The organism is Haloarcula salina, assembly GCF_049603855.1.
Taxonomy (GTDB): domain Archaea; phylum Halobacteriota; class Halobacteria; order Halobacteriales; family Haloarculaceae; genus Haloarcula; species Haloarcula salina_A.
Genome location: NZ_CP187146.1, coordinates 1,311,742 through 1,335,919 on the forward strand (window position 1 = coordinate 1,311,742; position 24,178 = coordinate 1,335,919).

Annotated in this window: 24 protein-coding genes; 8 read left to right on the top strand and 16 right to left on the bottom strand. The window is 65.8% G+C overall.

Features of this window, described 5'->3' with window-relative positions:
* Positions 1-24 precede the first annotated feature (24 nt).
* A complete protein-coding gene (locus ACOZ4I_RS06885; protein ID WP_424004323.1) occupies positions 25-381 on the bottom strand; it encodes a winged helix-turn-helix transcriptional regulator in 357 nt (118 codons plus the stop codon).
* Between the two features lie 136 nt (positions 382-517).
* On the opposite strand from ACOZ4I_RS06885, the gene ACOZ4I_RS06890 reads away from it, so the two are divergent.
* Both ACOZ4I_RS06890 and ACOZ4I_RS06895 read left to right on the top strand, forming a co-directional pair.
* On the top strand, positions 518-937 hold the full coding sequence (locus ACOZ4I_RS06890; RefSeq protein ID WP_424004325.1) for a DoxX family protein: 420 nt from the start codon (positions 518-520) through the stop codon (positions 935-937).
* Between the two features lie 98 nt (positions 938-1,035).
* Complete coding sequence (locus ACOZ4I_RS06895) at positions 1,036-2,706, top strand: rhomboid family intramembrane serine protease (protein ID WP_424004327.1); 1,671 nt, start codon at positions 1,036-1,038, stop codon at positions 2,704-2,706.
* Between the two features lie 54 nt (positions 2,707-2,760).
* Here the strand turns inward: ACOZ4I_RS06895 and ACOZ4I_RS06900 are convergent, their stop codons facing one another.
* From ACOZ4I_RS06900 to ACOZ4I_RS06915, 4 genes are all read right to left on the bottom strand, one after another.
* A complete protein-coding gene (locus tag ACOZ4I_RS06900; protein ID WP_424004329.1) occupies positions 2,761-3,399 on the bottom strand; it encodes an METTL5 family protein in 639 nt (212 codons plus the stop codon).
* An 80-nt stretch (positions 3,400-3,479) separates the two neighbouring features.
* Positions 3,480-4,526, bottom strand: a complete 1,047-nt coding sequence (gene dph2 / locus ACOZ4I_RS06905; protein ID WP_424004331.1) for a diphthamide biosynthesis enzyme Dph2 — start codon at positions 4,524-4,526, stop codon at positions 3,480-3,482.
* A 54-nt stretch (positions 4,527-4,580) separates the two neighbouring features.
* Positions 4,581-5,855: a methyl-accepting chemotaxis protein gene (locus ACOZ4I_RS06910; RefSeq protein ID WP_424004790.1), complete on the bottom strand. Its 1,275-nt coding sequence runs from the start codon at positions 5,853-5,855 to the stop codon at positions 4,581-4,583.
* Between the two features lie 136 nt (positions 5,856-5,991).
* The gene (locus ACOZ4I_RS06915; protein ID WP_424004333.1) at positions 5,992-6,525 is read right to left on the bottom strand and encodes a hypothetical protein; all 534 of its coding nucleotides are present in this window, start codon (positions 6,523-6,525) and stop codon (positions 5,992-5,994) included.
* A gap of 117 nt (positions 6,526-6,642) precedes the next feature.
* Here ACOZ4I_RS06915 and ACOZ4I_RS06920 point away from each other — a divergent pair, with 117 nt between their 5' ends.
* A complete protein-coding gene (locus ACOZ4I_RS06920) occupies positions 6,643-7,041 on the top strand; it encodes a YlbF family regulator (protein ID WP_424004335.1) in 399 nt (132 codons plus the stop codon).
* A gap of 54 nt (positions 7,042-7,095) precedes the next feature.
* On the opposite strand, the gene ACOZ4I_RS06925 is transcribed toward ACOZ4I_RS06920, so the two are convergent.
* Positions 7,096-7,545, bottom strand: coding sequence for a universal stress protein (locus ACOZ4I_RS06925; RefSeq protein WP_424004337.1), 450 nt, complete (start codon positions 7,543-7,545; stop codon positions 7,096-7,098).
* Between the two features lie 172 nt (positions 7,546-7,717).
* Between ACOZ4I_RS06925 and ACOZ4I_RS06930 the strand changes: the two genes are divergently transcribed.
* From ACOZ4I_RS06930 to ACOZ4I_RS06940, 3 genes are all read left to right on the top strand, one after another.
* Complete coding sequence (locus ACOZ4I_RS06930) at positions 7,718-8,548, top strand: MBL fold metallo-hydrolase (protein WP_424004339.1); 831 nt, start codon at positions 7,718-7,720, stop codon at positions 8,546-8,548.
* Between the two features lie 167 nt (positions 8,549-8,715).
* On the top strand, positions 8,716-9,816 hold the full coding sequence (locus ACOZ4I_RS06935; RefSeq protein WP_424004341.1) for a hypothetical protein: 1,101 nt from the start codon (positions 8,716-8,718) through the stop codon (positions 9,814-9,816).
* A gap of 39 nt (positions 9,817-9,855) precedes the next feature.
* A complete protein-coding gene (locus ACOZ4I_RS06940) occupies positions 9,856-10,752 on the top strand; it encodes a hypothetical protein (protein ID WP_424004343.1) in 897 nt (298 codons plus the stop codon).
* A 15-nt stretch (positions 10,753-10,767) separates the two neighbouring features.
* Here the strand turns inward: ACOZ4I_RS06940 and ACOZ4I_RS06945 are convergent, their stop codons facing one another.
* The 8 genes from ACOZ4I_RS06945 to ACOZ4I_RS06980 all read right to left on the bottom strand — a co-directional run bounded on the left by ACOZ4I_RS06945 (position 10,768) and on the right by ACOZ4I_RS06980 (position 19,231).
* The gene (locus tag ACOZ4I_RS06945; protein WP_424004345.1) at positions 10,768-11,766 is read right to left on the bottom strand and encodes an ABC transporter permease; all 999 of its coding nucleotides are present in this window, start codon (positions 11,764-11,766) and stop codon (positions 10,768-10,770) included.
* Entirely contained in the window at positions 11,763-12,749 is a 987-nt protein-coding gene (locus ACOZ4I_RS06950; RefSeq protein WP_424004347.1) for an ATP-binding cassette domain-containing protein, read from the bottom strand. Before ACOZ4I_RS06950 ends, ACOZ4I_RS06945 begins: the two co-directional genes overlap by 4 nt.
* On the bottom strand, positions 12,736-14,124 hold the full coding sequence (gene nosD, locus ACOZ4I_RS06955) for a nitrous oxide reductase family maturation protein NosD (RefSeq protein WP_424004349.1): 1,389 nt from the start codon (positions 14,122-14,124) through the stop codon (positions 12,736-12,738). The genes ACOZ4I_RS06950 and nosD overlap by 14 nt, the downstream gene beginning before the upstream one ends.
* Positions 14,121-14,909: a hypothetical protein gene (locus ACOZ4I_RS06960; RefSeq protein WP_424004351.1), complete on the bottom strand. Its 789-nt coding sequence runs from the start codon at positions 14,907-14,909 to the stop codon at positions 14,121-14,123. Before ACOZ4I_RS06960 ends, nosD begins: the two co-directional genes overlap by 4 nt.
* Before the next feature lie 29 nt (positions 14,910-14,938).
* Positions 14,939-16,918, bottom strand: coding sequence for a TAT-dependent nitrous-oxide reductase (gene nosZ, locus ACOZ4I_RS06965; protein WP_424004353.1), 1,980 nt, complete (start codon positions 16,916-16,918; stop codon positions 14,939-14,941).
* Positions 16,919-16,920: 2 nt separating this feature from the next.
* A complete protein-coding gene (locus ACOZ4I_RS06970; RefSeq protein ID WP_424004355.1) occupies positions 16,921-17,448 on the bottom strand; it encodes a plastocyanin/azurin family copper-binding protein in 528 nt (175 codons plus the stop codon).
* Between the two features lie 141 nt (positions 17,449-17,589).
* On the bottom strand, positions 17,590-18,333 hold the full coding sequence (locus ACOZ4I_RS06975; RefSeq protein WP_424004357.1) for a CehA/McbA family metallohydrolase: 744 nt from the start codon (positions 18,331-18,333) through the stop codon (positions 17,590-17,592).
* Between the two features lie 172 nt (positions 18,334-18,505).
* The gene (locus tag ACOZ4I_RS06980; RefSeq protein ID WP_424004359.1) at positions 18,506-19,231 is read right to left on the bottom strand and encodes a DUF7260 family protein; all 726 of its coding nucleotides are present in this window, start codon (positions 19,229-19,231) and stop codon (positions 18,506-18,508) included.
* Positions 19,232-20,011: 780 nt separating this feature from the next.
* Between ACOZ4I_RS06980 and ACOZ4I_RS06985 the strand changes: the two genes are divergently transcribed.
* Both ACOZ4I_RS06985 and ACOZ4I_RS06990 read left to right on the top strand, forming a co-directional pair.
* Entirely contained in the window at positions 20,012-21,319 is a 1,308-nt protein-coding gene (locus ACOZ4I_RS06985) for an aminotransferase class III-fold pyridoxal phosphate-dependent enzyme (protein WP_424004361.1), read from the top strand.
* Between the two features lie 248 nt (positions 21,320-21,567).
* Positions 21,568-22,011 carry a MaoC family dehydratase gene (locus tag ACOZ4I_RS06990; RefSeq protein ID WP_424004363.1) on the top strand — a complete coding sequence of 148 codons (444 nt, stop codon included), beginning with the start codon at positions 21,568-21,570 and terminating at the stop codon, positions 22,009-22,011.
* Between the two features lie 96 nt (positions 22,012-22,107).
* Here ACOZ4I_RS06990 and ACOZ4I_RS06995 read toward each other — a convergent pair whose 3' ends face one another.
* Together ACOZ4I_RS06995 and ACOZ4I_RS07000 are read right to left on the bottom strand one after the other, a co-directional pair.
* Positions 22,108-23,148 (bottom strand): tyrosine-type recombinase/integrase, encoded by a 1,041-nt coding sequence (locus ACOZ4I_RS06995; RefSeq protein WP_424004365.1) that lies wholly within the window; start codon positions 23,146-23,148, stop codon positions 22,108-22,110.
* Complete coding sequence (locus tag ACOZ4I_RS07000) at positions 23,145-23,567, bottom strand: DUF5805 domain-containing protein (protein WP_424004367.1); 423 nt, start codon at positions 23,565-23,567, stop codon at positions 23,145-23,147. The genes ACOZ4I_RS06995 and ACOZ4I_RS07000 overlap by 4 nt, the downstream gene beginning before the upstream one ends.
* Positions 23,568-24,178: the final 611 nt, after the last annotated feature.

Below are 24,178 nucleotides of genomic sequence, written 5' to 3' on the forward strand. Positions count from 1 at the left end.
CCGCGATATCCGCGGCCGCTGGTCTCAGGGCTCGCGCTGGCAGTCGGCCAGCCACTCGTCGGCCCACGTCTCGATCTCCTCGAAGACGGGACAGAGCGACTCGCCTTTCGGCGTCAGCCGGTAGTACGTGGCGACCGGGGCGTCCTCCTCCAGACGACGGTCGACGAAGTCCATCTCCTGGAGGTCGTCGAGGACCCGCGAGAGCGTCCGCGAACTGGCGTCCGTTGCTCGCTTGAGCTCGTTGAAGCGGTGCTCACCGTTCCTGAGCTGGTGCAGGACGACGAGCCGCCAGCGCGAGCCGATCTGATCGAGGGACTTCACGACCGCACAGGGACCGCTCTTCTCCTCCTCTGCCGCGTCAGTGAATATTTCCGAAGACATCGATGTTACCTGGTATCTCCATTGTCCGGGAATCGATATATAGGTTCGGATTCGAACCAAGTAACGTAATGAAACCGCAATACTTCGGTTCGCCGTACCGCTCCCAGACTACCGACGCCGCCGGGGTGAGCGCCTGATGGCGTTCGAGACCGCCGGCGCGGCCGAACTGTTCCTCGTCGCCCGCGTGCTGTTCGGCGGCGTCCTCGCGTTCATGGGACTGAACCACTTCAGCAGCGCCGAGCAGTTGGCCCCCTACGCCGAGGCGAAGGGCCTCCCCGCTCCGACCGCGTCCGTCTACGCGAGCGGCGGCCTGCTCGTCGTCAGCGGGGTCTTCGTCGTCCTCGGCGTCTATCCGGTCGTCGCGGCGGGCGCGCTCGCGACGTTCCTCGTCGGCTCCGCCGTCGCGATGCACGACTTCTGGGCCGTCCCCGAGGACCAGACCCAGGACGAACTGACGCAGTTCCTGAAGAACGTCGCTCTCGCGGGCGGCGCGGTCGCGCTGCTGGCCGTCGCCGGCACGTCGTGGCCCTACAGCGTCGGCGTCGGCCTGGTCTAGACGGCGCGCTGGCGGCACAGTCACGATTCCGTTTATTGTCTGACCGGACCGCCGTCCGCCGTCACTCATAAGCCATCTCGTGCCCGAACTGAGCGTGAATGTTACAGTCGCTGCCGACGGACGCGCTTCCGACGCCGCCAGCGTGGCTGCCGTGGCAGGAACTGGTCGTCCTCGGCGTGGTCGTCGCAGTCCTCCTCGGTGTCCGTCGAATCGCCGGCGACCGGCCCGGCCGGGCGCTCCGGGCACGACTGCTTCTCGGAATTCCCTGGGGGACGTTGCTGACGATGGGCGGTGTCCTCGCGGTGTACCTGTTCGTCCAGGGCGCGTGGTGGCACCCCCGAAACCCGCTGGTCACGCCGTTCCGAACGTGGTCGTACTTCTACCCGCTGGGAATGCTCACCGGGGCCTTCACTCACGGGGGGCAGGGCCACGTCACCGGGAACCTCCTCGGGACGCTGGTGTACGGGTCGGTGGCCGAGTACGTCTGGGGTCACTACCCGCGAAAGCGCGGCGTGCAGACGTTCACCTCGCTGCGGACGAACCCCTTCGCCCGGATTCTCGTGGTCCCGGCCGTTCTGTTCGTCGTCGGCGTCTACACCGCGGTGTTCGCCGTCGGGCCGGTCGTCGGCTTTTCGGGCGTGGTGTTCGCCCTCGCAGGATTCGCCCTCGTGACGCGACCGACGCTGTTCCTCGGCGCGCTGGTCGGCAGTCGCGTCGTCGACCTGCTGTACTCGGCGCTCCGGTATCCGGTGTCGACGGCGTCGGGCCAGACCCGATTCGTGACGCCCTGGTGGTCGAACGTCGCCATCCAGGGCCACGCCATCGGCCTGCTCGCCGGACTCCTTGCCGGAGCCGTCCTGCTGTGGTACCGGGACGAGCGTCCCAGTGCGCCGCGGGTGTTCTTCGCGACGCTCGTTTTCGCCGTCTTCCAGGGCCTGTGGGCGGTGTACGTCCCGCTGGGCGGCGGCCGATTCCGCCTGTATCGTTTCCTCGGCGCGGCGCTGGTGTTCGTGCTCGCGTTCCTGACCGCGGCGGTGACACTCGACGCCGACCGCCGACCGTTTCCGAGTTTCGACCGCCGACCCGCATCGCTCGCCGGCGTCGTCATCGTCGTCTCGCTGGCCGCACTGTGTCTCGCCGCCGTGCCGACGAACGTGGTCGACCTGCAGACCGACGAACTTCCGGAGGACGGTGTCGAGGTGCGAGACTACACCGTCACCTACGACGAGGACGTTCCCAACCGCTACTTCGAGAACATCTGGTACCCGACACAGGGCGACGTCTCGATCAACGCGAGCGGCGTCATCGTCGCGAGCGCCGAGCGGGAGGTGTGGATCGTCGCCGTCCAGCCGGGACGGCTCGCGGTGGACGGCCGCGAGACCGTGACCGTCGGCGGACCGACGTGGCGCTCGTCCGTGCAGGCGACGCGGACCGACTGGTCGGTCCTTGGCAACGAGAGCGTCTACCGCGTGCAGCTACGACCTGCAGGTGGCGAGCGCCGGACGGTCTACACGTCCGAACCGTCGACGGCGGACGTGATACTCGACGGCCGGAACGTGACGCTGACCCCGAGCGACGGCGGGTTCAATATCGCGGTCACCGAGGCAAACGAGACGGTCGGCCGCGGCCCGCTCCCGGCCAACATGACCCGGGCGACCATCGGCGGACTCACGTTCGAGCGCAACCGGACGCGCCTGTACGCCCGGACCGACGGCACGCGCGTCCAGGTCGCAGAGCTTCGACAGCGCGACCGCGACCGTGCGAGGTGAACGGAGTCACACACCGACCGCAGAGCGGGAGCGTGATCGAGTGAGAGCCAACTGTCACTGGCTCCTGTCGCCCCAGTCGATCCGGTACACTTCGGCCGTGATGGTCCGGCGCTCGTCCTCGTGGAAGTCGAACTGCCGGGGCAGGTCGAACTCCGTCTCGAAGGCGTGGGTCACCTCACCGCCGTTGTCGGCCGCGAACGACTCCACGAAGTCGCGGCTCCCCTCGTTGTGGATCGAGTAGGAGACGCCCGAGACGGCCGCCGCGGTCTCGAGAAAGCGCCGGTCCGCGTGTTCGTTGTCGGACTGCGCGCCGAACGGCGGGTTCATCACGACCGTCGTCTCGTCGACGGGCGGACACAGCGGGGCCGCGGTCGCGTCGGCGCGCACCCACGAGACGGACGTGGTCGACCCCACCTTGCGCTCGTTGTCCCGTGCGGTCGACAGCGGTGCGGGGTCGATGTCCAGGCCCACGACCCGCGACGGCGACCGCAGCGCCGCACCGAGCGCCAGCATGCCGGTCCCACAGCCGAGGTCGACGACCGTCCGGTCCTGGATGTCGCCCTGGAGGTCGGCGGTGTGGACGAGGTGGGCCGCCAGGTCCGGCGGCGTCCGATACTGTTCGAGACTGGCCCGGGGGTCGTCGAACCCGGCGACGACGGCGAGCTGCTGGGCGAGCGCGCTCTTTGTCGGCATCAGAGGGGATACGCCAGATTCATGCAAAAACTTTTGGGAATGCCCGACAGTAATCGAGGGGGCCGCGAACGCGACGGCAGTTACCACGTACCGTGGAAGGTGTCGAACTCCAGGGACTCGAGGGGCTTCTCGCCGATGGCGATCTCGTACTCGCCCGGCGTGAGCATCGGCTTCTTGAACTGCGGGCCGTCGTCGGTCGTGATGCGCGGACAGCCGGTGTTGACGTAGGCGTCCATCCCGAAGTTCGTCAGGCGGTCGGGCGTCACCTCGTCCATCGTGATGAGGTAGGCGTCGTCGTTGTTCTCGACGATTTCCTCGGCTTTCTCCCAGCGACCCTGACCGATCTTCGTGCAGAAGATGACGCCCCACGTCTCGGCGTCCATCGCCTTGTGGACCGAGGCGTAGCGCTGTTTCATGAACTTCTCCGTGTCGGCGACGGTGACGACGTTGTTGACCGGGTCCGCGATGACGACGTGCTTGTCGGGGTGTTCCATCGCGAGGCCGAGCGGGTGGAACTTCCCGCCGCCGACGTACAGCATCTGGTCGGCGTCCACGTCGGCGCTGGCGTAGTTGCAGCCCAGCACCTGCCCCTCGTGGGTGAGCCGCTCGTCGCCGCGGCGCGTGTGGACCGTGTAGCCGCGTTCCTCCAGCCACTCGCGCATCTCGTCGAACTTGTTCATGTGCTGGGCCGTCGTCACCAGCCCCACGTCGGGGTCGTCCTCGGGGTCAGCGAGCTGTTCCTCGCGGGCCTGTTCCATGATGGGGAAGACGTCGACGTTCGAGAACAGCGGGACGTAGATGATCTTCTCGGACTCCTTCATCGGCGAGTGCCCGAAGTGGACGAAGACGTCCGTCCGGCGCATCATGTAGGTGTCGAGGTCGCAGGCCCCGTAACAGGGCTGGCCGGAGATCAGGATTGTCACGTCGTCGGGCAGTTCCTCACGGAGGTCGTCGGCGACGGCCGGGCCGCGCCGCTTCAGTCCCTCGGGGAACTGGAGGCCCACCTTCTCGGCGTCTCGTTCCTCGACGGCGTCGATGATGCGGTCGAGTTCGTAGTCCCACTCGCGGTCGTGTTTGAGCGACAGTCCGGTGTTCCGGAGGTCGCCCTCGGTCCGCTCTTGACTCATTGCAACCGTGTATCCGTTCGAGCGGCATAACCCCCGTGTTTCGGTGAGCGACGCTCACTCCATGATCGTGTTCAGCTTCTGTTCGACGCGCTCGACGTTCTCCTCTAAGTCCCTGACCTTCTGGTGCTGGGTGCCGTTCGCGTCCGCCAGTTCGTCGATGGCGTCGGCGATTTCGGCAGCCCGGTCCGCGATCTCGTCGATCATTCCGGCGATTTCCTCGGCGCTCGCGGCCTGCTCGTCCGTCGCCTCGGCGATCTCGCCGATGCCCTGGTCGGTCTCGGTCGTCGCCGACAGGATCGCTTCCTGATTGTCGAGGACGGTTTCGAGGTCTCCGAGCGACCGCTGGATGGCGTCCGTGGTCTCGCCGACGTTCGTCGCGGTGTTGTCCGTCATCTCCCGGACCTCGGCGACGATCCGCTCGACCTCGTCCGCGTGCTGTTTGGACTGGTCGGCCAACTCCTTGATCTCGTCGGCGACGACGGCGAACCCGTCGCTGTTCCCGTCGCTCCGCGCGGCCTCGATGTTCGCGTTCAGCGCCAGCATGTTCGTCTGGTCCGCGATGTCGTTGATGACCTCGACGAACTCGTCGATCTCTTCGACGTGGCCACGCAGTTCCTGTGCGTCCTCGGCGACCTGCTCGGCCGAGTCGGTCGCGTCCTCGACGCGCTCGATCGTCTCCGTCGCGGTCTCGACGGACTCCGCCGCGAGGTCCCGCGCCTCGCCGCTCTGTGCGCTCACCTCCTCGGCGCTGGACGCGATCTCCTCGACGGTCGCGCCGAACCCGGAGACCTCGGTCTGGACCTCGTCGAGGTTCTCCGCTTGCTCCGTGGCCACCTCTCTGATCTCGTCGGACTGCTCAGTGACGGCGCTCGCCGACTCGCTGAGGTCGCCGACGGCCTGGTCGACGTCCTCGGTCATCTGTGACTGGAGTTCACGCAGGTCCTCGCGCTGATTGACGATGTCGCTGAAATCGAGCAACAGTTCCACCGCGCCGACGGCTTCGCCGTTCGGCGACAGGAGCGGAATCGCTAACGCGCGGGCGTGTGCCATCGTACCGTCGGGACGCTCCGCGGACCGGAACTCGCGCTCTCGTTTCGGCGTCCCGGTCCGCATCACTTCCTCCGCGAGCGTCTCCGACTCGCCCTCCGTACCGAACACGTCGTAGGCGTTCATTCCGATGGCTTCGCTCGCCGGCAGTCCGAGCATCTCTGCGACCACCTGATTCCAATGTGTGATATCTCCGTCCGCATCGACGATGAATGCCCCCTCCGGAAGGTCTTCGATGAGCGATTCGAACGCGTGGAGCCAGAACTCCTCGCTGGAGTCCATCGAGTCGGGTAGGAGCGGATTCGCCTGTCGTTCCGTGGGCATGACGAACCGAAATACGTTCGAACGCATAAATCCGTACAATCAATCTCGAATATTGATAACGGCCTGTGTGGTGGCCATCACGTGTCTCCGTCCCTCAAAGGCGCGTGACGAGGACCGGTACGGCCGTCTCGACGGCCACGACCACCGTCGCGAACACGAGCCACTGGAGGAACACGGAGCGAGCGTCCGTCGTCTCGGTCCAGGCGCGCGAGTTCCGGTGGGCGACGTACGCCAGCGGAGCGACGAACCCGACGAACCCGAGTGGGATAGCGAACCAGACGGGGACCGGGCCGACGGCGGCGTGCAGCAGTCCGAGTTCCTGGACCGGGATGAACAGGAGCAGAAAGACCGTCCCGTAGGCGACGCCGCCCGCCATCGACAGGAGCAGGTACCGGAGTCGGAGCGCGACGCGCCACGGCGGCGTCTCGTCGGCCGGTCCGCCGCCGGACGCGAGCGCGAGGAAGCGCCGAACGTCCGGCAGGACGTACAGGAGCGGTATCGTCGGCACGGCTCCGACGAGTCCGATCGCCGCAGCGAAGCCGAAGAGGATCCCGAGCCCCAGGGCCGCCAGGGCGAGGAGATACAGGACTATCGCGAGGAGCGCGACGACCCCCTCGACCAGTTGCATATCCTATCGGCTCCCCGAGGGATATTCAACGCTCGCCCCCGGCGCGGTAGTCGTTTCGCGCCCGATTCTGTGCGGGTTTCGGCAGGCCTATACCGCCCGAGTCCCAACCGTCTGGCGATGAGCATCGAGACCGACACCGCCGCCGACGTCGACGGCGACCGCGTCGATGAGCTCGCGACGGAGTTCGGCGAGGCGATCGCCGAACTGCCGGTGTACCAGCGATTCGAGGCGGCCAAGGACGCCGTCGAAAACCACGAGGAGGCCCAGGAGGCCATTCAGGAGTTCGAGCAGATCCGCGAGGAGTTCATGCTCGCGCGCCAGACTGGCAAGGCCTCACAGGAGGACCTCCGCAAGGTCCAGCAGAAACAGGAGGAACTCCACGACATCCCGGTGATGAGCGACTACCTCCAGGCCCAGAACGAACTCGAACTGCGCCTGCAGGAACTCAACGAAATCGTCTCCGAGGAACTGGCGGTCGACTTCGGCCAGAAGGCCGGCGGGTGCTGCGAGGACTGAAACCCGGCGTTCGACTGCGCGGCTTTTCCACTTCGAACCGAACGCGGAGCGGCGCTACTCGTCGACCTCTGTCTTCACGACGACGGTCGGCCGGGCCGTCAGCCGGACGACCTTGTCGGTGACGCTCCCGAGCAGACTGCGGTACTCCGCCGGGCGGCGCTTGGTCCCGAGGACGATCACGTCGGCGTCACGGTCCTCGGCGGTGGCGATGATCGACTCGACCGGGCTCCCGTGTGTCAGCGTCTCGACGACGTCGACGCCCGCGTCTTCGGCGGCCTCGCGCACCGCAGCGAGCGCTTCTTCGCCTTCCTCTTCGAGGCCGTGCTCAGGGCCCTCTGCCTCGTCGACGTACTCGTCGCCGCTGTAGGCGGTGTACACGTCCTCGTCGACGACGTAGAGGGCGTGGAGCGTCGCGTCGTGCGACTGCGCCAGCGAGATGGCGTGCGATTCCGCGTCCCTCGACGCGACGGTCCCGTCCGTGGCGAGCAGTATCGTGTCGTACATCCGACTCGAAAGACAGTCGGTCGAGAGATAAAACCACTGTCGGGTTCCCGGTGAGCGAGAGAACTGACCGGCCGACTGAGTCGGCGTCCCTCGCTCGCTTGGATTCGCCAGCGAGTACACACTGGCTACGGTCTTCGAAACACCTTAGCGACAGGGACGGGCACTCCCGGGTATGACGGTCGAATCAGACTGGGAGGACTGGCTGCCGCGCGCGGTGGAGTCGGCCTCGCCCGACGGACTGGCGATCTGGTATCTGGGCTGTAACGGGTTCGTGCTGAAATCGAGCGGCGGGACGACGGTGTTCATCGATCCGTACCTGGGCACCGGAGACCCGCCCCGGACCGTTCGGATGGTCCCGGTGCCGTTCAACCCGGAGGACATCACCGACTGTGACGCCATCTTCGGGACGCACGAGCACGTCGACCACGTCCACGGCCCGTCCCAGGCCCCGATCCTCGCCGGTACGGGGGCCGACTACTACACGACCGACAGCGGCCACGAAGTCATCGACGACGAGGCCTGGATGGAGAACTGGAGCGTCGTCGACGACCAGCTCCACGAGGTTGCGGAGGGCGACACCGTCGAGGTCGGCGACCTGACGGTCCACGTCGAACCGGCAAACGATCCTGACGCCGACCACCCGGTGTCGTACGTCTTCGAACACGACTCTGGAACCTTCTTCCACGGCGGCGACGCGCGCCCCGGCGAGTTCGAGACCGTCGGCGAGCGCTACGACATCGACGCGGGCGCGCTGGCCTTCGGCACGGTCGGGATGATCGACGACAAGGAGACCGGCGAACCGAAGCGGACGCAGTGGTACAACGACGAGAACATGATTATCGAGGCCGCCAACGACCTCCGCCTCGACACCCTGCTCCCCACGCACTGGGACATGTGGAAGGGCATGACGACGGAGCCGACGGTGCTACACAACCACGCCAACAGCTTCGAGTACCCCGAGACCCTGTCGGTTATCGAGATCGGCGATCGCTACGATCTGTAGCCGACCTCTCTCGGTCCGACGTCCGGATTCTGGCAGTGCTCGACGGTGCCACGTCGCGCTCCCGGCCGGCAAAAGCGCCCATTATCTTAAGGCCAGTAGATTGGAAAAAAGGTGTAAATGTTGGCCAGGTACGTACCTTTAATACCATTGATGAGCGCATACAGTGCATGAGCGATACACAGGCCTACGAGGAGGTCACTGTCGCGTCCGACGGCGTGACGGTGACAAAGCGGTTCGAGGCGGACGAGTTTCCCGTCCCCGCGATCGCGTTCAATCTCCGGTCGCGTCGGACCGGGGCGGTCACCGTCAGACTCGTCGATACGGTCCCCGAGGACGTCGCGGTCGAGGACCTCGGCTTCCACCCGGAGTACGGCAGTGAGTACTGGGACATCAACGAGGATCGCATCGCCTTCGAGAAGGAACTGGACCCGGAGGCCGACTACACGACGGTGTACGGCATCCGCGCGACTGGCACCGACGACGTCGAGAAGTTCCTGACCGAACCCGAAATCGAGAGCGTCGATCCGCCGCTCGACGACGGAGAGGAGGATCTCGTCGGCAGTTCCGACGCGGTTCGCGACGTGATCTCCGGTGACGTGGACAGCGTCCCCGGCCTGGACGACGAAGGTGAGGAGGACGAGGACATCGAGACGCTGGAGCTCGCGGACCCGAACAACCCGAACGCCGAGGCCGAGTCGGGTGGGAGCGACGCCTCTGCGGGCGACGCCGAGGTGGAGACCGGCGCGGTCATCGCGACCATGGCCGAGGAGATCCGCCAGCAGAACGTCTCGGCCGATGACGTAAAGCTCCTGAAGCGGGCGCTGGACGCGGTCTCTGACGACGACGAGACGCCAGACGACGGCGTCAACGAGGCCCGTATCCAGCGCCTTCAGGCAGACATCGCCGACCTCCGGGCGTACACGGGGGCGCTCGAGGAGTTCCTGGACGAGAACGGGACCGGCGAGGACATGATCGAGGACTTCAGCCAGCGCCTGGAATCCTTCGAGTCGACGCTCGACGACTTCGAGGACGACATCCAGACGGCGAAATCGACCGCCGCGGAGGCCTCCGAGGAAGTCGACACGCTGGCGACCGACGTGAACGACATCGAGAGTCAGGTCGACGATCTGGAGGGCGAGATCGAGGCCGTCCGCGACGAGATCGGCGAGGGCGAACTCGCCGACCGGGTCGACGAGACGGAGTCCGAGATCGAGGACCTCAAGGAGTGGCGCGAACAGCTCTCCTCGGTCATCGGCGGCGGCGAGTAACCGAACTCGTTTTACCGATCCACCGTCTGTGCCTGCATAATGACGACGACGAGAGTGGCCGTCCCCCGCAAGGGCCGGCCCCTCGAAGCCGTGCTGGAGCGACTCGCCGCGCGCACCGGCGCGACCGAACTGGCCGACGAGATCATCTCGACGCTTCGCTACGAGAAGGCCATCACCAAAGGGAACCAGACCGCCGACGGCGACGTGTACCATCGCATCGGCGACTACTCCACGCTCGACGACCCTCACGAGCCCGAGTTCACGCTGCTGCGCGACGACCGCGAGGGGATGCCACGCCGCGTCGTCTTCGACAGTGTCACCGTCCCGACCGACCACGGCGACGTGCAACTGGTCGGCCGCGAGGAGCCGTTTCGCGCCCTGCGAACCCACGAGTTCGCGCTCGGCTTCGACAGCGCCGACCTCGTCCTCGAAGAGGTCGTTCAGCTCCGTGACGAGGCGCTGACCAGCATCGACGAGATCAACGACCGTATCGACCCGCTCGACACCGACGTCCGGGTCGTGACCGGCCTCGGCGACACGGTGTATCACACGCTGCTCGGGACGCCGGACGTGATCGACTCCCAGGACGGACCCCTCGACCGCACGTTCGTCGCGAACTACGAGGGCGACCTGTGCATCTCACCGCGGTACGAGCGGCTGGTCGAGGCGGTGCTGGGAACGGGCGCGCTCGACGGCATCTCCTTTACCTACCCGACGAACGGCAACGAGGAGGAGGCCGACATCGCGGCGACCGGCCTTGGCGTCTATCTCACCGTCACGGGCTCGACGGCGCGCGACCACGGGCTCGAACTCGGCGAGCGGCTGTTCCCCAGCGAGACGGTGTTGCTGGAGAACGCCCACGAGCGGACCGAGACGACGCGGCTCGTCGCGGACCTGTTCGAGGACCCGGAAGAAACCGCGCTCCAATCGGTCTGAAGAAATCTTATCGGCTCACAGCCGCCGTCGGCGGATGAGCCGGGTCGCGACACCGATCGGGACGACGAGCCACGCGACCAGCGCCGCGGCGACGACCGGCGTCGAGAGGCCCGCCTGCGCGAGGACGCCGGCGAAGCCGCCGGCGACCACGTCCACCTGCGAGAGCGCGAGCACGCGGAAGCAGTCGACGGGGTTGAGCAGCACCGCCGCGGCGATGGCTCCGGATCCGAGGTCGAAGCCGGCGACGGCTCCGAGCGCCGCGAGGTCGTGCAGCAGCGCCGCCCACAGCCAGACGGCCAGCGCCGCGCCGAGCGCGTGGGTCTTCGTCCGCGCGACCGTCGAGAGCAACACGGCGACGCCCAGCATCGCACAGCCCGTGAGCGCCGCGGCGAGCGCGACGACCGCGTACGGTGCGATGCTCGCGACGCCGAGGTGCCGGACGAGCAACAGGCCGCCGGGGACGAAGCCCAGCAGCATCGACCCGACGAGGACGGTCGCGCGACCGAGCGCGGTGCCGACGATGACGCGCCCCGGCGAGACGGGGAGCGCGAGCAGGAGTTCGAGCGAGCCCCGCTCGTCAGCGCCGACGACGGCGTCGTAACCGACCGCGAGCGCCGCCAGCGGCACGAGGTACACGCCGAGTTCGGCGATGGTCGCCACGACCGCGTCGAAGCGGCCGGGACCGACCGAACTCGCGCCGAACTGGACGACCGCGGCGGTGAAGAAGCCGAACAGGAGCGCGACGCCGAGCGCCCAGCGGCTCCGAACCGCCAGGCGGTACTCCCGCAGGGCGATAGTGACGAGACTGCTCTCGGTCAGCCGCGCGAGCGCGGACCGCTCGGCGGCGTCCACGGTGTGGTTCTCGCTCGCGTCCACGGCGGGACTCCCCACCGGCTGTTCGGCCCCGCCACCGTCGAGCCGCGCGGCCGGTGCGTCGGTGGCGATGCCGCCGTCGGGAGCGGCGTCGGTCGATTCGGTGGCTCGTGGCGTGTCGCCCGCGCGCTCGTCGCTCACGCCGGCTCACCCCCGTGGTCGTCGGCGACTGAATCCGCGGGCGGCGTCGCGTCGGCGTCGCCGCTCGCGCTGACCGCCTCTCGGAAGGCGGCTTCCAGTCCGGGCTCTCGGACCTCGAAGCGGTCGATGTCGTAGGCGTCGCCCACGGCCGTCAGCAGGTCGTAGGCCGCCGACGGTTCGGCCGTGGCCGTCACGTCGACGCCGGCGCGGTCGACGGCCAGCGCCCCGACGTGGTCCCGAAGCGCGGCCGCCGCACCGTCGGCGTCCGCCTCGCTACCGAACGAGAGCGACACCGTGACCTCGTCGGCGGCGGCGCGCCGGAGGTCTTCGACCGGCCCGGACGCGGCGACCCGGCCGTCGGCGACGATGACCGCCTCCTCGCAGAGGCGCTGAATCTCGCCGAGGGCGTGCGAGGAGAAGACGATGGTCACGTCGGTCTTGGCCGCGAGCGACGCCACCACGTCGTGGAACGCGCGGATGCCGTCCGGGTCGAGGCCGGCGGTCGGCTCGTCGAGTATCAGCACCGCCGGCTCGCCGATCAGCGCGGTCCCCAGACCGAGCCGTCGGTTCATCCCGTTGGAGTAACCGCCGACGCGCCGGTCCGCGGCGTCGGCCAGTCCGACGGTGTGCAGGATGCGCTCGACGTGGCGCTCGCGCCGGTCTCCCGGGACAGAGCGCATCCGCGCGTGGAACCGGAGTATCTCCCTGCCGGTGAGTGACGGCGGAAAGCCGGCGTGTTCGGGCAGGTAGCGCACCCGTTGGCGGACGGTCGTCCCGTCCGTCGGGTCCGCGCCGGCGACGGTCACCGTCCCCGAGTCGGGGCGGTTCAGTCCGACGAGCAGTTTGAACAGCGTCGTCTTCCCCGCGCCGTTCGTGCCGAACACGCCGAGGGTCGTCCCCCGGTCGACGGACAGCGAGAGCCCGTCGAGCGCGCGCACGTCGCCGTACGATTTCGATACGTCGTCGACCTCAATCACGTTCATAGTACGTCCTCCAGTTGTCGTGGGGCGGTTCGGTGAGCGGGCGGGCGTCGACTACGCCGGGCGACCGGACGACCGGCACGGACGACTCGGCCAGCCGAACGGCGTCGAACGCCGGGCTGCTGGCGAACACCCGCGCAGCGGGCTTCTCGGCGGTCAGTTGCTGGACCGCGCCGGCCGGCTTGTAGCGCGTGTCGCCGACGCCGTCGTCGTCGACGTCGGTCGGGTTCGCTCGCGACCAGTAGTTGCCGACGCTCTCGTTCCAGTGGACCTGGTCGTTCATCACCGCGAGCACCGGCCGGTCGTTGCGGATGAAGCTGTTGTTGTACACGGTCTCCTCGGTACTGCCGGCGGAGATGTGGACGCCCACGTCGTTGCCGGCGACGAGGTTCCCGACGATGCGGTTGCTGACGGAGTTGTAGATGAACAGGCCGTTGCCGTTGCCCACCAGGTGGTTGCCCCTGATGTCCGTGTCGTCGATGCTCTTGACGAGGATGCCGTGGCCGGACTGGCCCGTGTTGTTCACCGCGACGTTGTCGGCGACGACGAGGTGTTTCGACACCATCAGCGCGTAGCCGGCGTCGTTGTCGAAGGCGGTGTTGTTCCGCAGCACGCAGTCGTCGGAGTACATGTAGTGGACCCCGTAGCGGAGGTCCCACATCGTGTTCCCGCTGGCGACCACGTCTTTCGCCCAGTTGTAGTAGATGCCGTCGCGGACCGTCGTGATGTCGTTGTTCCGCACGACGGCGTCCTCGGTCTTCCAGATCTGGATGCCGTTGCCGCGGTCGGTCAGGCGGGTGATCTCCGCGCGCCCGACGATGGTGTTGTTCGCGATGCGGGCGTCGCTGACGCCGTTCAGCCAGACGCCGAAGGTCGTGTCCGTGACGCGGCTGTCGCGGACGGTGACGCGGCTCGCGTTCACGTAGACCGCAGCGTCGTTCTCGGCGGTGCTGTACCCGCTGTTGCGGACCCAGAGGCCCGCGACGGTGACGCCCGCCGCGTCGACGGTGAGCACGTCGCCCTCGCCGTCGCCGTGGAGTAGCGCCCGACCGGGGCCGCTCCCGGCGAGCGTGACGTTCCGCGTCGCGACGACGACGGTCTCGTCGAAGCGCCCGTCCACCCGAACGGTGTCGCCCGGGTCGGCGGCGTCGACGGCCGCCTGCAGGCTCTCGTACGTTTCGCCGTCGACCGTGGCGGTGCCGTCGGCCGACGGGGCGCTAAACGACTCGGTATCGGGGACGTCGGGATCGAACGCGAGGTCGTCGCCGGGTCCGCCGCCGCCCGCGCTCGCGACGCTCGCGGCGACGACGGAGACGACGAGCACGGCCGCTATCGCGACGGCGAACGCGCGCTCCAGTCCGTGGGACGTGGGGATCATCGGTGGTTCGTGATTCCGTCTCCGTCGGCGGTGGTCGTCGGGCGGTGCGAGCCGTCGTCATCGTCGCTCTCTCGGCCGTCACGCCGGCGGACCGCGCCGGGCAGGCCCGCGATTCCGCGGCTGAGCCGGCCCGGGAGCTCGCCGAACGACACCGCTCGGTCGCGGTAGTAGAACGCCACAGCCAGCATCCCGACGGCGGTTATCGCCATGTACGCGCCGAGGCCGAACCGCGAAACGCTGGTGATGTTGGCCACCTGGTAGCGCCCCCACAGCGGCGGCGTGAAGCCGGTGACGCCCATCACGGGAGCGTCGGGGTCGAGCGTGTGGCCGGCCTGCCAGAGCCGGAACTGGATATCGGCGAGCATGACGGTGAACACGAGCACCGTGCCTGCGAACTGGTAGGTCAGGCCGCGCTTGAGCTTCTCGGCGGTCGGCGCGACGGCGACGAACGCCGACAGCAGCGAGACGGCGACGAACGCGAACGGCCCCAGCGACCACTCGGGCACGTCGATGGCCCGCTCCTCCACCGGGTAGTTCGGCTCGATGAACACCGGGTCGGGGAAGTAAAAGCCGATGTAGTGGTTCAGCCTGGCCATCTCGGTGTAGTCCCCGGTCAGCCGCGGGTAGGCGTACAGATTGACGTGCAGCGTCGTGCTGGGGTACTGCACGGCGTCGACGCTGATGTGCCACATCGGGAACGCGAGCGCCGCGACGAACAGCGCCGCCGCTAGCACGGGGAGGCCCCGCCTGACCTCGCGGAAGTCGTCGAGGGTGGGTCGTTGCATGACTGGACACCTCCGAAAGGGGGACGCGGTTACTCCTCCGCCGGTTCGACGATCATCCGACTGCGCATCTCCAGGTGCAGGGCGCTACAGAAGTACGTACAGTAGATCCAGTACACGCCGGGGTCGTCGGCCGTGAACGTGACCTCGCGGGTGTCCTGGGGGGCCACGGCGTAGTTGATGTCGTGTTCGGGGATGGCCACGCCGTGGATGATGTCCTGGACGCCCTCGATGTTGGTCGTCGAGAGCTTCACCTCGTCGCCCGCCTGGACCGTGAAGTCGGGCAGGCCGAACTCCGAGCGCTTGGTCGTCATCTTGACGTGGACGCTGTTCTCGCCCGTGCGCTCGACGCCGGAGTCTTCCTCGGTGATGTACGTCTGATCGTAGTCGGCCTTGTCGTAGACCTTCTTCGCGTCGATCTTGTCCTTGTGGGCGAAGACGCAGTCGTGTGGCTCGGGGTAGGCCGGGTGGTCGGCGACCAGTTCCATCGACTCCTCGCCCTGGCCGATGTGGATGAGCTGGTCGTTGTCGGGCATGATGGGGCCGACCGGGAGGAACCGGTCTTTCGAGAGCTTGTTGAGGCTGACCAGCCACTCGCCGTCGGGGTCCGTCGTCATCGCCTCCAGCGCCTGGATGTGGCCGGGGTTGTAGTGGACGTCCTGCTTCTCGATGATGGGCTCCTCGGAGCCCTCGTCGGCCTCGACGGCGGCCTGAATGTCCCACTTCGCCACCTGTGAGTCGATGAACAGCGACGTGTAGGCGTGGCCGTTGCCGTCGAAGGTCGTGTGCAGCGGTCCGAGGCCGACCCGCGGACGGCCCGCGACGGCCTCCGCGGGGTCGGACACGTCCGGGAGTTTGTTGAGGTCGAGCATCGTCACCGTCGGGGAGAGCTTCCCGGCGATGAATGCGTAGTCGCCGTTCGGTCCGACCTCGACGCAGTGGGGGCTCTTGGGCGTCGGGATGTACTTCACGACGGGCCGGTCGCCCTGGTTGAGCGAACTGCTCTGGGTGCCGTCGACGACCGGGATGCCGTTGACCTCCTCGTACTCGCCGTTCTCGACGGCTTGCTCGATGGCCGGGATGTCGAACGCCTTGACGTTGTCCCGGTCGTCACGGGTCATCCCCTGAATGTCGGTGGATTCCTCGCTGTTGTAACAGGAGGCGATGGCCCACCGACCCTCCTTGCCGGTGTCGACGATGTCGAGGTTCCCGTCGACCTTGACCTGCCACTGCGTCTCCATCGACTCGGGGTCGACGGCGACGAACAGCGACGTGTAGTTGTCGGGGTTCTTCACGTCGCGACCGTCGTTGGGCAGGGGCGCGCGGAACTCGCCGTTGCCGAGCACGTACTTCGTGTCGGGCGAGAGGACACAGCAGCCGTGGATGGCCTGCATGTTCGGCACGTCCGTGATGGCGTCCGTCTCGAAGTACGTGAGGTTCACGCGGGCGATGCGGCCGTTCGCCTTGTCATTGACGTACAGGTACTCGCCGTCGTAGTCGCCGTCGGTCTCCGAGAGGTTCGGGTGGTGGTTGTCACCCCAGGAGTAGCCGCCCCCCTCCTCCAGCATCGCTTGCGTGCCGTCCGTGTAGCCGTACCCGGACGCGCAGTCGGTGTTGAACACCGGAATGCGGGTGAGTTCGCGCATCGACGGGATCCCGATGACGCGCAGTTCGCCGGAGTGGCCGCCGGACCAGAAGCCGTAGTACTCGTCGTGCTCGCCGGGTTCGACGAGGTGGCTGGCACCGCCGCTCGACGGCGTCGACTGGCTCCCGGCGCTTCCGTCACTGCCGCTGAGGGCGGAACAGCCCGCGACCGAACCCATCGCGCCGGCCGCGACACCGGCTTTCATGAAGTCGCGCCGGTCGAGGGTAAGTCCGGGGAGACCGAGCGAGAGACCGTCGTCGTCATCGTCTCGCGGTTCCGACTCTACCTCCGCCAGCACCTCGTCGAGCGTCTGTTCGTACTCGTCCATTACCTCCGTCGGGTCGCGTGGGGATTCTGCGTCACTCATGATTAGACCACCTTGATCTGGCCGACCATCCCGTTCATCTCGTGGGGGATGCAGTAGTACTCGTACGTGCCCGTCGTCTCGAGGGTCACCTCGTAGCTCTCGCCTTTCGGAATGTTGCCCTTCTGTCCATTGCTGTAGCCGTCCTTCGCGGCCTGTAGCGAGTCGAACCCGCCGGAGGCGAAGTACGTCGCCCCGTCGGGAATCTTGTCCTCGTAGGCGGTCACGGTGTGGCCGATGCTGCCGACGTTCTCGAACGTGACCGTCGTACCGGCCTCGACCTGGATTTTCTTCGGTTCGAAGGCCAACTCGTCGGTCATCTCGACGGTGCTCGTCTGGGTCCACTCGGAGCCGCCGCTCGATCCGCCGTCGTCGCCGCCGGAGCCGTCGCTGGAGCCGTCGCCGGAGGCGGAGCCATCGGAACCGGAGTCGCCGTTTCCGCTGTTCGAACCGCCACTCGACGAACAGCCAGCGATTGCCGTTCCGGTCGCCGTTACTGCCAGCCCTCGGATGAACGTTCTACGCGTTGCCATGGGAGCTCACATCCGGTACTGGTGGACAGACCTGTATATATAGGGGCGCGCGCTCTCACGGGGCTGGAACCCGGCCGAAGATGTTCGCCGGGAGAGGGTCACTCGGAGTCTATCGCCCCCGCCGCGGACCGACGAGACCGCTCAGGACTGTCTGAACGAAGCGGGAAGCGTGGGGATGACGGGTAGACGCGAGGTCGTCAGAAAGAGGCTCTTCTTCGCGGCCCCGTTGGTGTACTGTCTCGCGCTCCGGTGGATCGGCGTCCGTCGCCCGCGAATCGTCGTCGCCCCGTCCGCGAGTGCGTCGATGACCGACTGGCTGTCGACCCCCTCCGAGACAACCGATTCGGGGAGGTGAATCTCCGTGTAGGCACGGCCGATATTCCGGATCGAGTGAGCGTCGCTCGCGCCTACCTGCGGGTAGTCGTGCCGTCGTGCGAACGATCCCGCCCGGCGATTCCGGTAGCCGGTAAAGAGCATCGAGTTGTACACCTCGACGGCGTCGCAGTCCCTGAGCTTGCGCTTTCTCACTCCGTGTCGGCTCCGCTGGAAGGGGTGCGGGACGATGGCGACGCCCCCGTGGGCGCGGATCTCGTCGACCGTCGAGAGGAACGGCTTTCCGGGCGACGGCCGCTCGTCGACGCCGACAGCGAGAAGGTGGCCGTCCGCGGTCGACACCTCGACGCCGGGGATGCCGATCAGGCCGTACTCCGGTGCGAGTCGGGCCGCTCGAAGCGACTGCTCGATGTCGTCGTGGTCCGTCACGACGACGCCGTCCAGGCCGATGTCCCGCGCGTGCTCCAGGATTAGTTCCACCGGTTCACTGCCGTCGTACGACCCCTCGGAGTGGACGTGGGGGTCGATTCTGACGGTGACGGTGTCTTCCATTCACCTCCATTCGGTTCCCGGTCGGTGTAAGATTTCCGTTGGTGGCCCCGGGTCAGATATACCAGAAAACATAGCATTTCGAGTTCGTATATCGTATCGTATATCTTCTGGCGTGTGCAACGGCTGTCGACGACGTGTGGCAACAAGCTGCGTGAGGGAACAGGTCCGTTCCCTAGCTGTCGACTGACTCCTGGAGGCGAGCGACGCTGGTCAACACGGGGTGTGTCCAGAGTTGCTCCTCGTACATGTACGAACAGAAGTCCATCGTGTCGAACCGGTGGACGCTGGAGTGGAGTTCCTCCTGGCGCTCGGAGAGTATTCCTGTGGCAGTCTCGCGGAACGTCTCGCGATACCACTCCGGGACGACCGTGCTGTCGAGCGTATCCAGGAGACACTGGATCCGCTCCCTGTAGGACGTGATCGCCCGCTGTTCCAGTTTCACTGCCCGTTCCAGCGACTCTCGTTCGTCGATAGCTTGCTCGGTGGCCGCGACGAGCGAGCGCTTGACCGGCGGCGAGAACTGGACGTTGGATTCGGGGTGAAATACGGCAGCGTAGTCGGGCCCGAACTCGATCGCGACGTTCTCGACCAGCGTCTCGTCGTAGACCGTCTCGAAATGTTCGACGGAGAGGACCGTCTCCGAGTACGCGTCTCGGAGCGCTACGACGGGGGCTGTATCGGCACGCTCCGGGGGAGAGCCGACCGGCACGGTTCGTTGTTCGACGGGGTCGATACGGTCTAGACGCGTCAGAAAATCATCGAGGGCTTCGCGCTCCGCCGCCAACTCCGTCTGCTCACGCGCTAAGACGTCGAGGGCCGTCTCCACCGGGTCAAGGATGTGGTCCTGCCACGTGTGCAGGAACCACTGCGTCCCGTCCGGCGCAGGCGTGGTCGACATGCTAGTGTATCGCTCGGTAACAACAATAAGTCTTTTAGTTACCCGTCAACACCGCTGTCCTTCGAGCGACCATTTATATACAAGGCCGGGGGTAATTCCTCTCCCTCACGCGCCCACACCGACGACATCCAGCCTTTCGGCTCTGTGACTGAAACGGCACGTTTCATCGATCGGAATTCACCGATGTACCGGACGTGACCCGAACCAACGGTTGGAGGACCCATCAAAATACAATATATCTATATTATCTGATATAGGTAGGGGGACGAATGGCAAATTTATGCTATCACGGCATAAATCAATCAAATTACAATTTTCTGAATACAATTAAATTTAGTACACGTTATACCTCCCCAAAATTAGTTATTTTCAGATAACGAATTTCCTACAGAATTATTATTAATCTGATCATTATGACATCATAGCCGAATTTATACTATTACATTCGCTTTCGTTCTCCGGTGTGCATCGACACGTCAGTTCGTCGCGCCGCTCGTCCGCCCAGTCCCGCTCGCACGGTGTTCTATCACTCGACCGATAACAGTCGTACCATCGTTAGTGACGCTGCGCGCTCTCGTTGTCGAACACAGGGCGTTTCCCGTCAGCAGACTGCCGTATCGTTCCGGGGGTCAGTTCCTCCCGGATGGGACAGTTTCGTATACCGATCAGCGGTTCACAGCGTTCGCGTCGACCGGACAGATATCGGTCACCGTATGACTGTTCGGTATCGGTCCACAGGGGATGTAGTGATTTATTACGCTCGGTGCCATAATTGCTAGCATGGACCGCGATACAGTGGAGCCGCGGGTCGACTCGTTACCCGGTCCGCGGGCGAGCGAGTGGGTCGAGTATCATCACGAGACCGCAGCGCCGAGCACCTACGTCTACGATTTCGTCTGGGACATCACCGAGGACGCCATCGGCCCGTTCTGTACCGATGCCGACGGCAACGTCCTTCTGGACTTCACCAGCCACGTCGCAGCAGCGCCGCTCGGGTACAACAACCCCAAGATCATGGACCGGGCCGACGAGTTCGACATGGTCGACCCACTGAAGATCGCTGGGCAGGACTTCTATCTCAGCACCGGCGGCACGCCCGACGAAACCTCGATGCCCGGCCCCGCTCACTTGATGGACCGTCTGACCGAGGTCTCCAGCCAGTACGACTTCGACACGGTGTTCCTCTCGAACTCCGGGGCCGAGGCCGTCGAAAACGCGATCAAGATCTGCTACGACAACTGCGAGACGCCGAAGTACGGCATCACCTTCGACGGCGCGTTCCACGGCCGGACGCTCGGTGCGCTCTCGCTGAACCGTTCGAAGTCCGTCTACCGTCGCAAGTTCCCCGAAATCAGCGGCGTCCACGACGTGGCGTTCTCCGAAGCCGGTGTCGAGCGACTCCGCGAGAAACTCGACCCGGACACTGGTCACATCGCGCCCGAGGAGGTCGCCTACCTCATCCTCGAACCGATTCAGGGCGAAGGCGGCTACCACGTCCCTAGCCCCGAGTTCCTCTCGGCGGTCGACGACGTGTGCGCGAAACACGACATCCCGATCATCGCCGACGAGATCCAGTCCGGCGTCGGCCGGACCGGCGAGATGTGGGCCGTCGACCACTACGACATCTCCCCGGACGTCATCACCAGCGCGAAGGCGCTCCGCGTCGGCGCAACCGTCTCTCGGTCCGACATCTTCCCCTCGGAGAAATCGCGGCTCTCCTCTACGTGGGGCGCGGGTGACATCTTGGGATCCATGCGCGGTGCGCTGACGCTCGCTGCCATTGACGACCATGGCCTGCTCGACAACGCCACCGAGAAGGGGACGTACTTCCTCGATCACCTCCACGAGCTCTCGGCCGATCGACCGATCGTCGACGACGTCCGCGGCCTCGGTCTGATGACCGCCCTGGAGTTCGACACGAAGGGCCGACGCGACGACGTACTGGACACGGCGCTCCAGCACGGCCTGCTCACGCTCGGCTGTGGCTGGAAGTCGCTCCGCCTCCTTCCGCCGCTCGACGTGACCGAGCGAGAACTGGAGCTCGCCCTCGACATCCTCGAGTCGGTGCTGGCCGACGTGTCGGATTGAGTCGCGGCCGCCTGCGTGGAACCCGCTGAGACACCTTCGGCGGACGAGTGCGATCTGCCAATCGACGGCAGCAGTTCGTATCGCAGCGAGGGGGTTGTCACGCGGAGCCGTCCTCCGTGTCCCGTCTCGTATCGTCGATGTGTCGCAGTGACAGCAGCTGCCCTGGTCTTCAGCACGGATCCCATCAACGCCGAGTCCGACGGTGTTCGTTCCAACGAGGTTTTCTATCTGGTAGCCCACGTTCACGTATGAAATCGTTCGGCGATATCGAGGTCGGCGACCGTCGCGAGTTCGGCGCGTACGAGATTACGAAATCCGAGATCGTCGAGTTCGCCGAGAAATACGACCCCCAGCCGTTCCACCTCGACGAGGAGGCCGCGACGGAATCGATGTTCGGTGGTCTGGTCGCCTCGGGCTGGCAGACTGCGGCCATCTGTATGCGCTTGTCCGTCGAGCACATCACCGACGTGGCGACCCTCGGCGGCCTCGGCGTCGACAGCCTCCGGTGGCACACCCCGCTCAGGCCCGGCGACACGCTCCACGTCGAAACGGAGGTTGTCGACAAGCGGGCGTCCGAACGACGCGACGACCGGGGCTACGTAACGAGGCACGTCGAGGGACTGACCGAAGACGGCACGCGAATCATCTCGTACGACGGGATCGAGATCGTCGCTCGCGAGACCGACGACTGATCGGAGATCGAGACGGTTTTGATATAGCGGTATATGGTTTATTTGTCCGCTGCCGTGCGAAATACGTGCGGAAATTTTCGTTCAACTATTCCAGCACTACGGCAATAACGTGTAAATTTCGGCCTCGTACACGTCCCGAACCCGCGAACCCCACTCGTGCGTGTACGTGTCGATGACGTCCTGTGCGACGTCGCCCCGGAGGTACTTGACGACGCCACGCTCCCCGGTTCGATCCCTGAGATGGGTAGTGAAGAAGTGTCGGAAGTAGTGCGGCGTCACGTTCTCCTCCGCGCCACCACCGTCCGTGTACCAGCCCATCTCCCGGGCATGTGACTCCACGATGTGGTGGACCATGTCCGGTGTAACGCGCTCGCCCCAGCTATCGCGCGTCGAGACGAACAGCGGCTCCGCGTCGGAGCGGGTGTCCGGGCGGATTGCCAGCCAGCGCCGCAATACGCCGGCCAGTTCGTCGTCGACGGGGATTGTCGTCTCCCGTTTCCGTTTGTTCGAGGCGGTCCGCTCCTCCCCGTTGACGACTGCACCGCGGGCCGGTGTCGAGTCCACGAACAGCGAATCCGGCCGGCCATCGAGGCCCGCGCGAACCGGGACATCGGGCCGCGGACCGGGCGTCGCGAGATTGAGGTCCCGAAGGTCGAGATTACACAGTTCGCCCGCCCGCATCCCCGTCTTCAACAGTGTCACGACGAGCGCGCGTTCGAGGGGATGCGTGACACCGGCGACGAACGCACGCATCGCGGGGAGGTCGAGCTCTCGCCTGGTCGGGTCCGTGTTGATGGACTCGTCCATCTCCTCCATGACGAGCGTCATCGGGTTGGATTCGAACGTTCCGACCTGGGTCATGTAAGCGAAAAAGCGGTGCAGGTACGACGCGTACGTCGCGACGGTACTCGGCTCCTTTTCGCCGCGAAGGCCGTGCACGTAGGCCATACAGTCCCTGTGTGAGGCGTCTGCGACCGAAATCGGCCGACCGCCTTCAGTCAGAAACGACTCGAAGTCCCTGAGGACCCGCTCGTAGGACTCGCGCGTGCGGTCGCTCTTGCCGTGATACGTGATGTCGTCCAGGAAGTACCCGATCGGATCCTCTCCGGCGCTCGGCGCGGCGGCGTCGGAACTCATTCGTCCAGCACGTACCCCCCGTGGCGGCCGCTGTACCGAACGCGGTCGGCGGACTGGAGCTCCTGAAGCGTCTCGTCGAGTCGCTCTTCGATGTCGTCGGTCAGTTCGGCTACCAGATCGTCCCAGTCGTAGTATTCGCCGTCCGCGAGAATCTCCTGCACCCGGTCTTTCAGGCCGTCGACCCCGGGGGTTGCGTCCACGGAACCGCCTTCCTCGGGGCTCTCGCTATCGTCGGCCCCCTCCGATAACTCGGATTCCGCCGTCTCGAAGCCGCTCCGGCCCGCCTGCACCATCGTTCGGACGAACTCGCTCTGGCTCATGTCGAGTTCGTCGGCGTGTTCCGCCCACTCCGATTTCTGGTAGGCGGGCACGTAGGTCCTGACCGTCGTTCGCTCCGTCGCGTCGCTCTCATCGCTCATGGTTACCCCCTCGAATGCCGTCTACTTCAATCTAGTGCCACAGACACCGATAAATGTCTTTATTTGGGTGTGTAGTACCCTATTTGCCCCCATTCTGCACCATCTGGGCCCCACAATTGTAGTGTCAACAACTGTTTTAGCCAAGTTCACAAATATAAATTTGCGTCGACTGATCGGATACTCGTCGTCTCTGAGTCGACGAATCAGTTGTCTCGGACCGCCGGGTAGTGGGGAGGGGGGCACGGCGAGGGACAGCCCAGTTTAATCACGCTCTCTTTGGGGACTCAAGGCAGGGGGTCGAGTGGTTGCAGAGTCCCTCGAACAGGTGACTGGCCTGACGAGTCGCAGTGGTGGGTGTCCGTGGCCACTGCTGTGTTGGCGTCCACACTACTCACTACCTCAGCTCATGAACTGGTGTTCTCGAGCATCACTCGGTAGAGACCCGTTCGAATTCGATAGGTGGGGCCGCCATGGCCACCCAGCGTTCACTGAAGGTGGTTCGACGCTGGCGTACTAATGTGGCCGTCGAGAGGATGCCATCCAATTCCATGTAGCCGCTGCCCTCGCCGTGAGGCAGAGAAGCATAACAGTCACGGCGAACACGGTGGTGT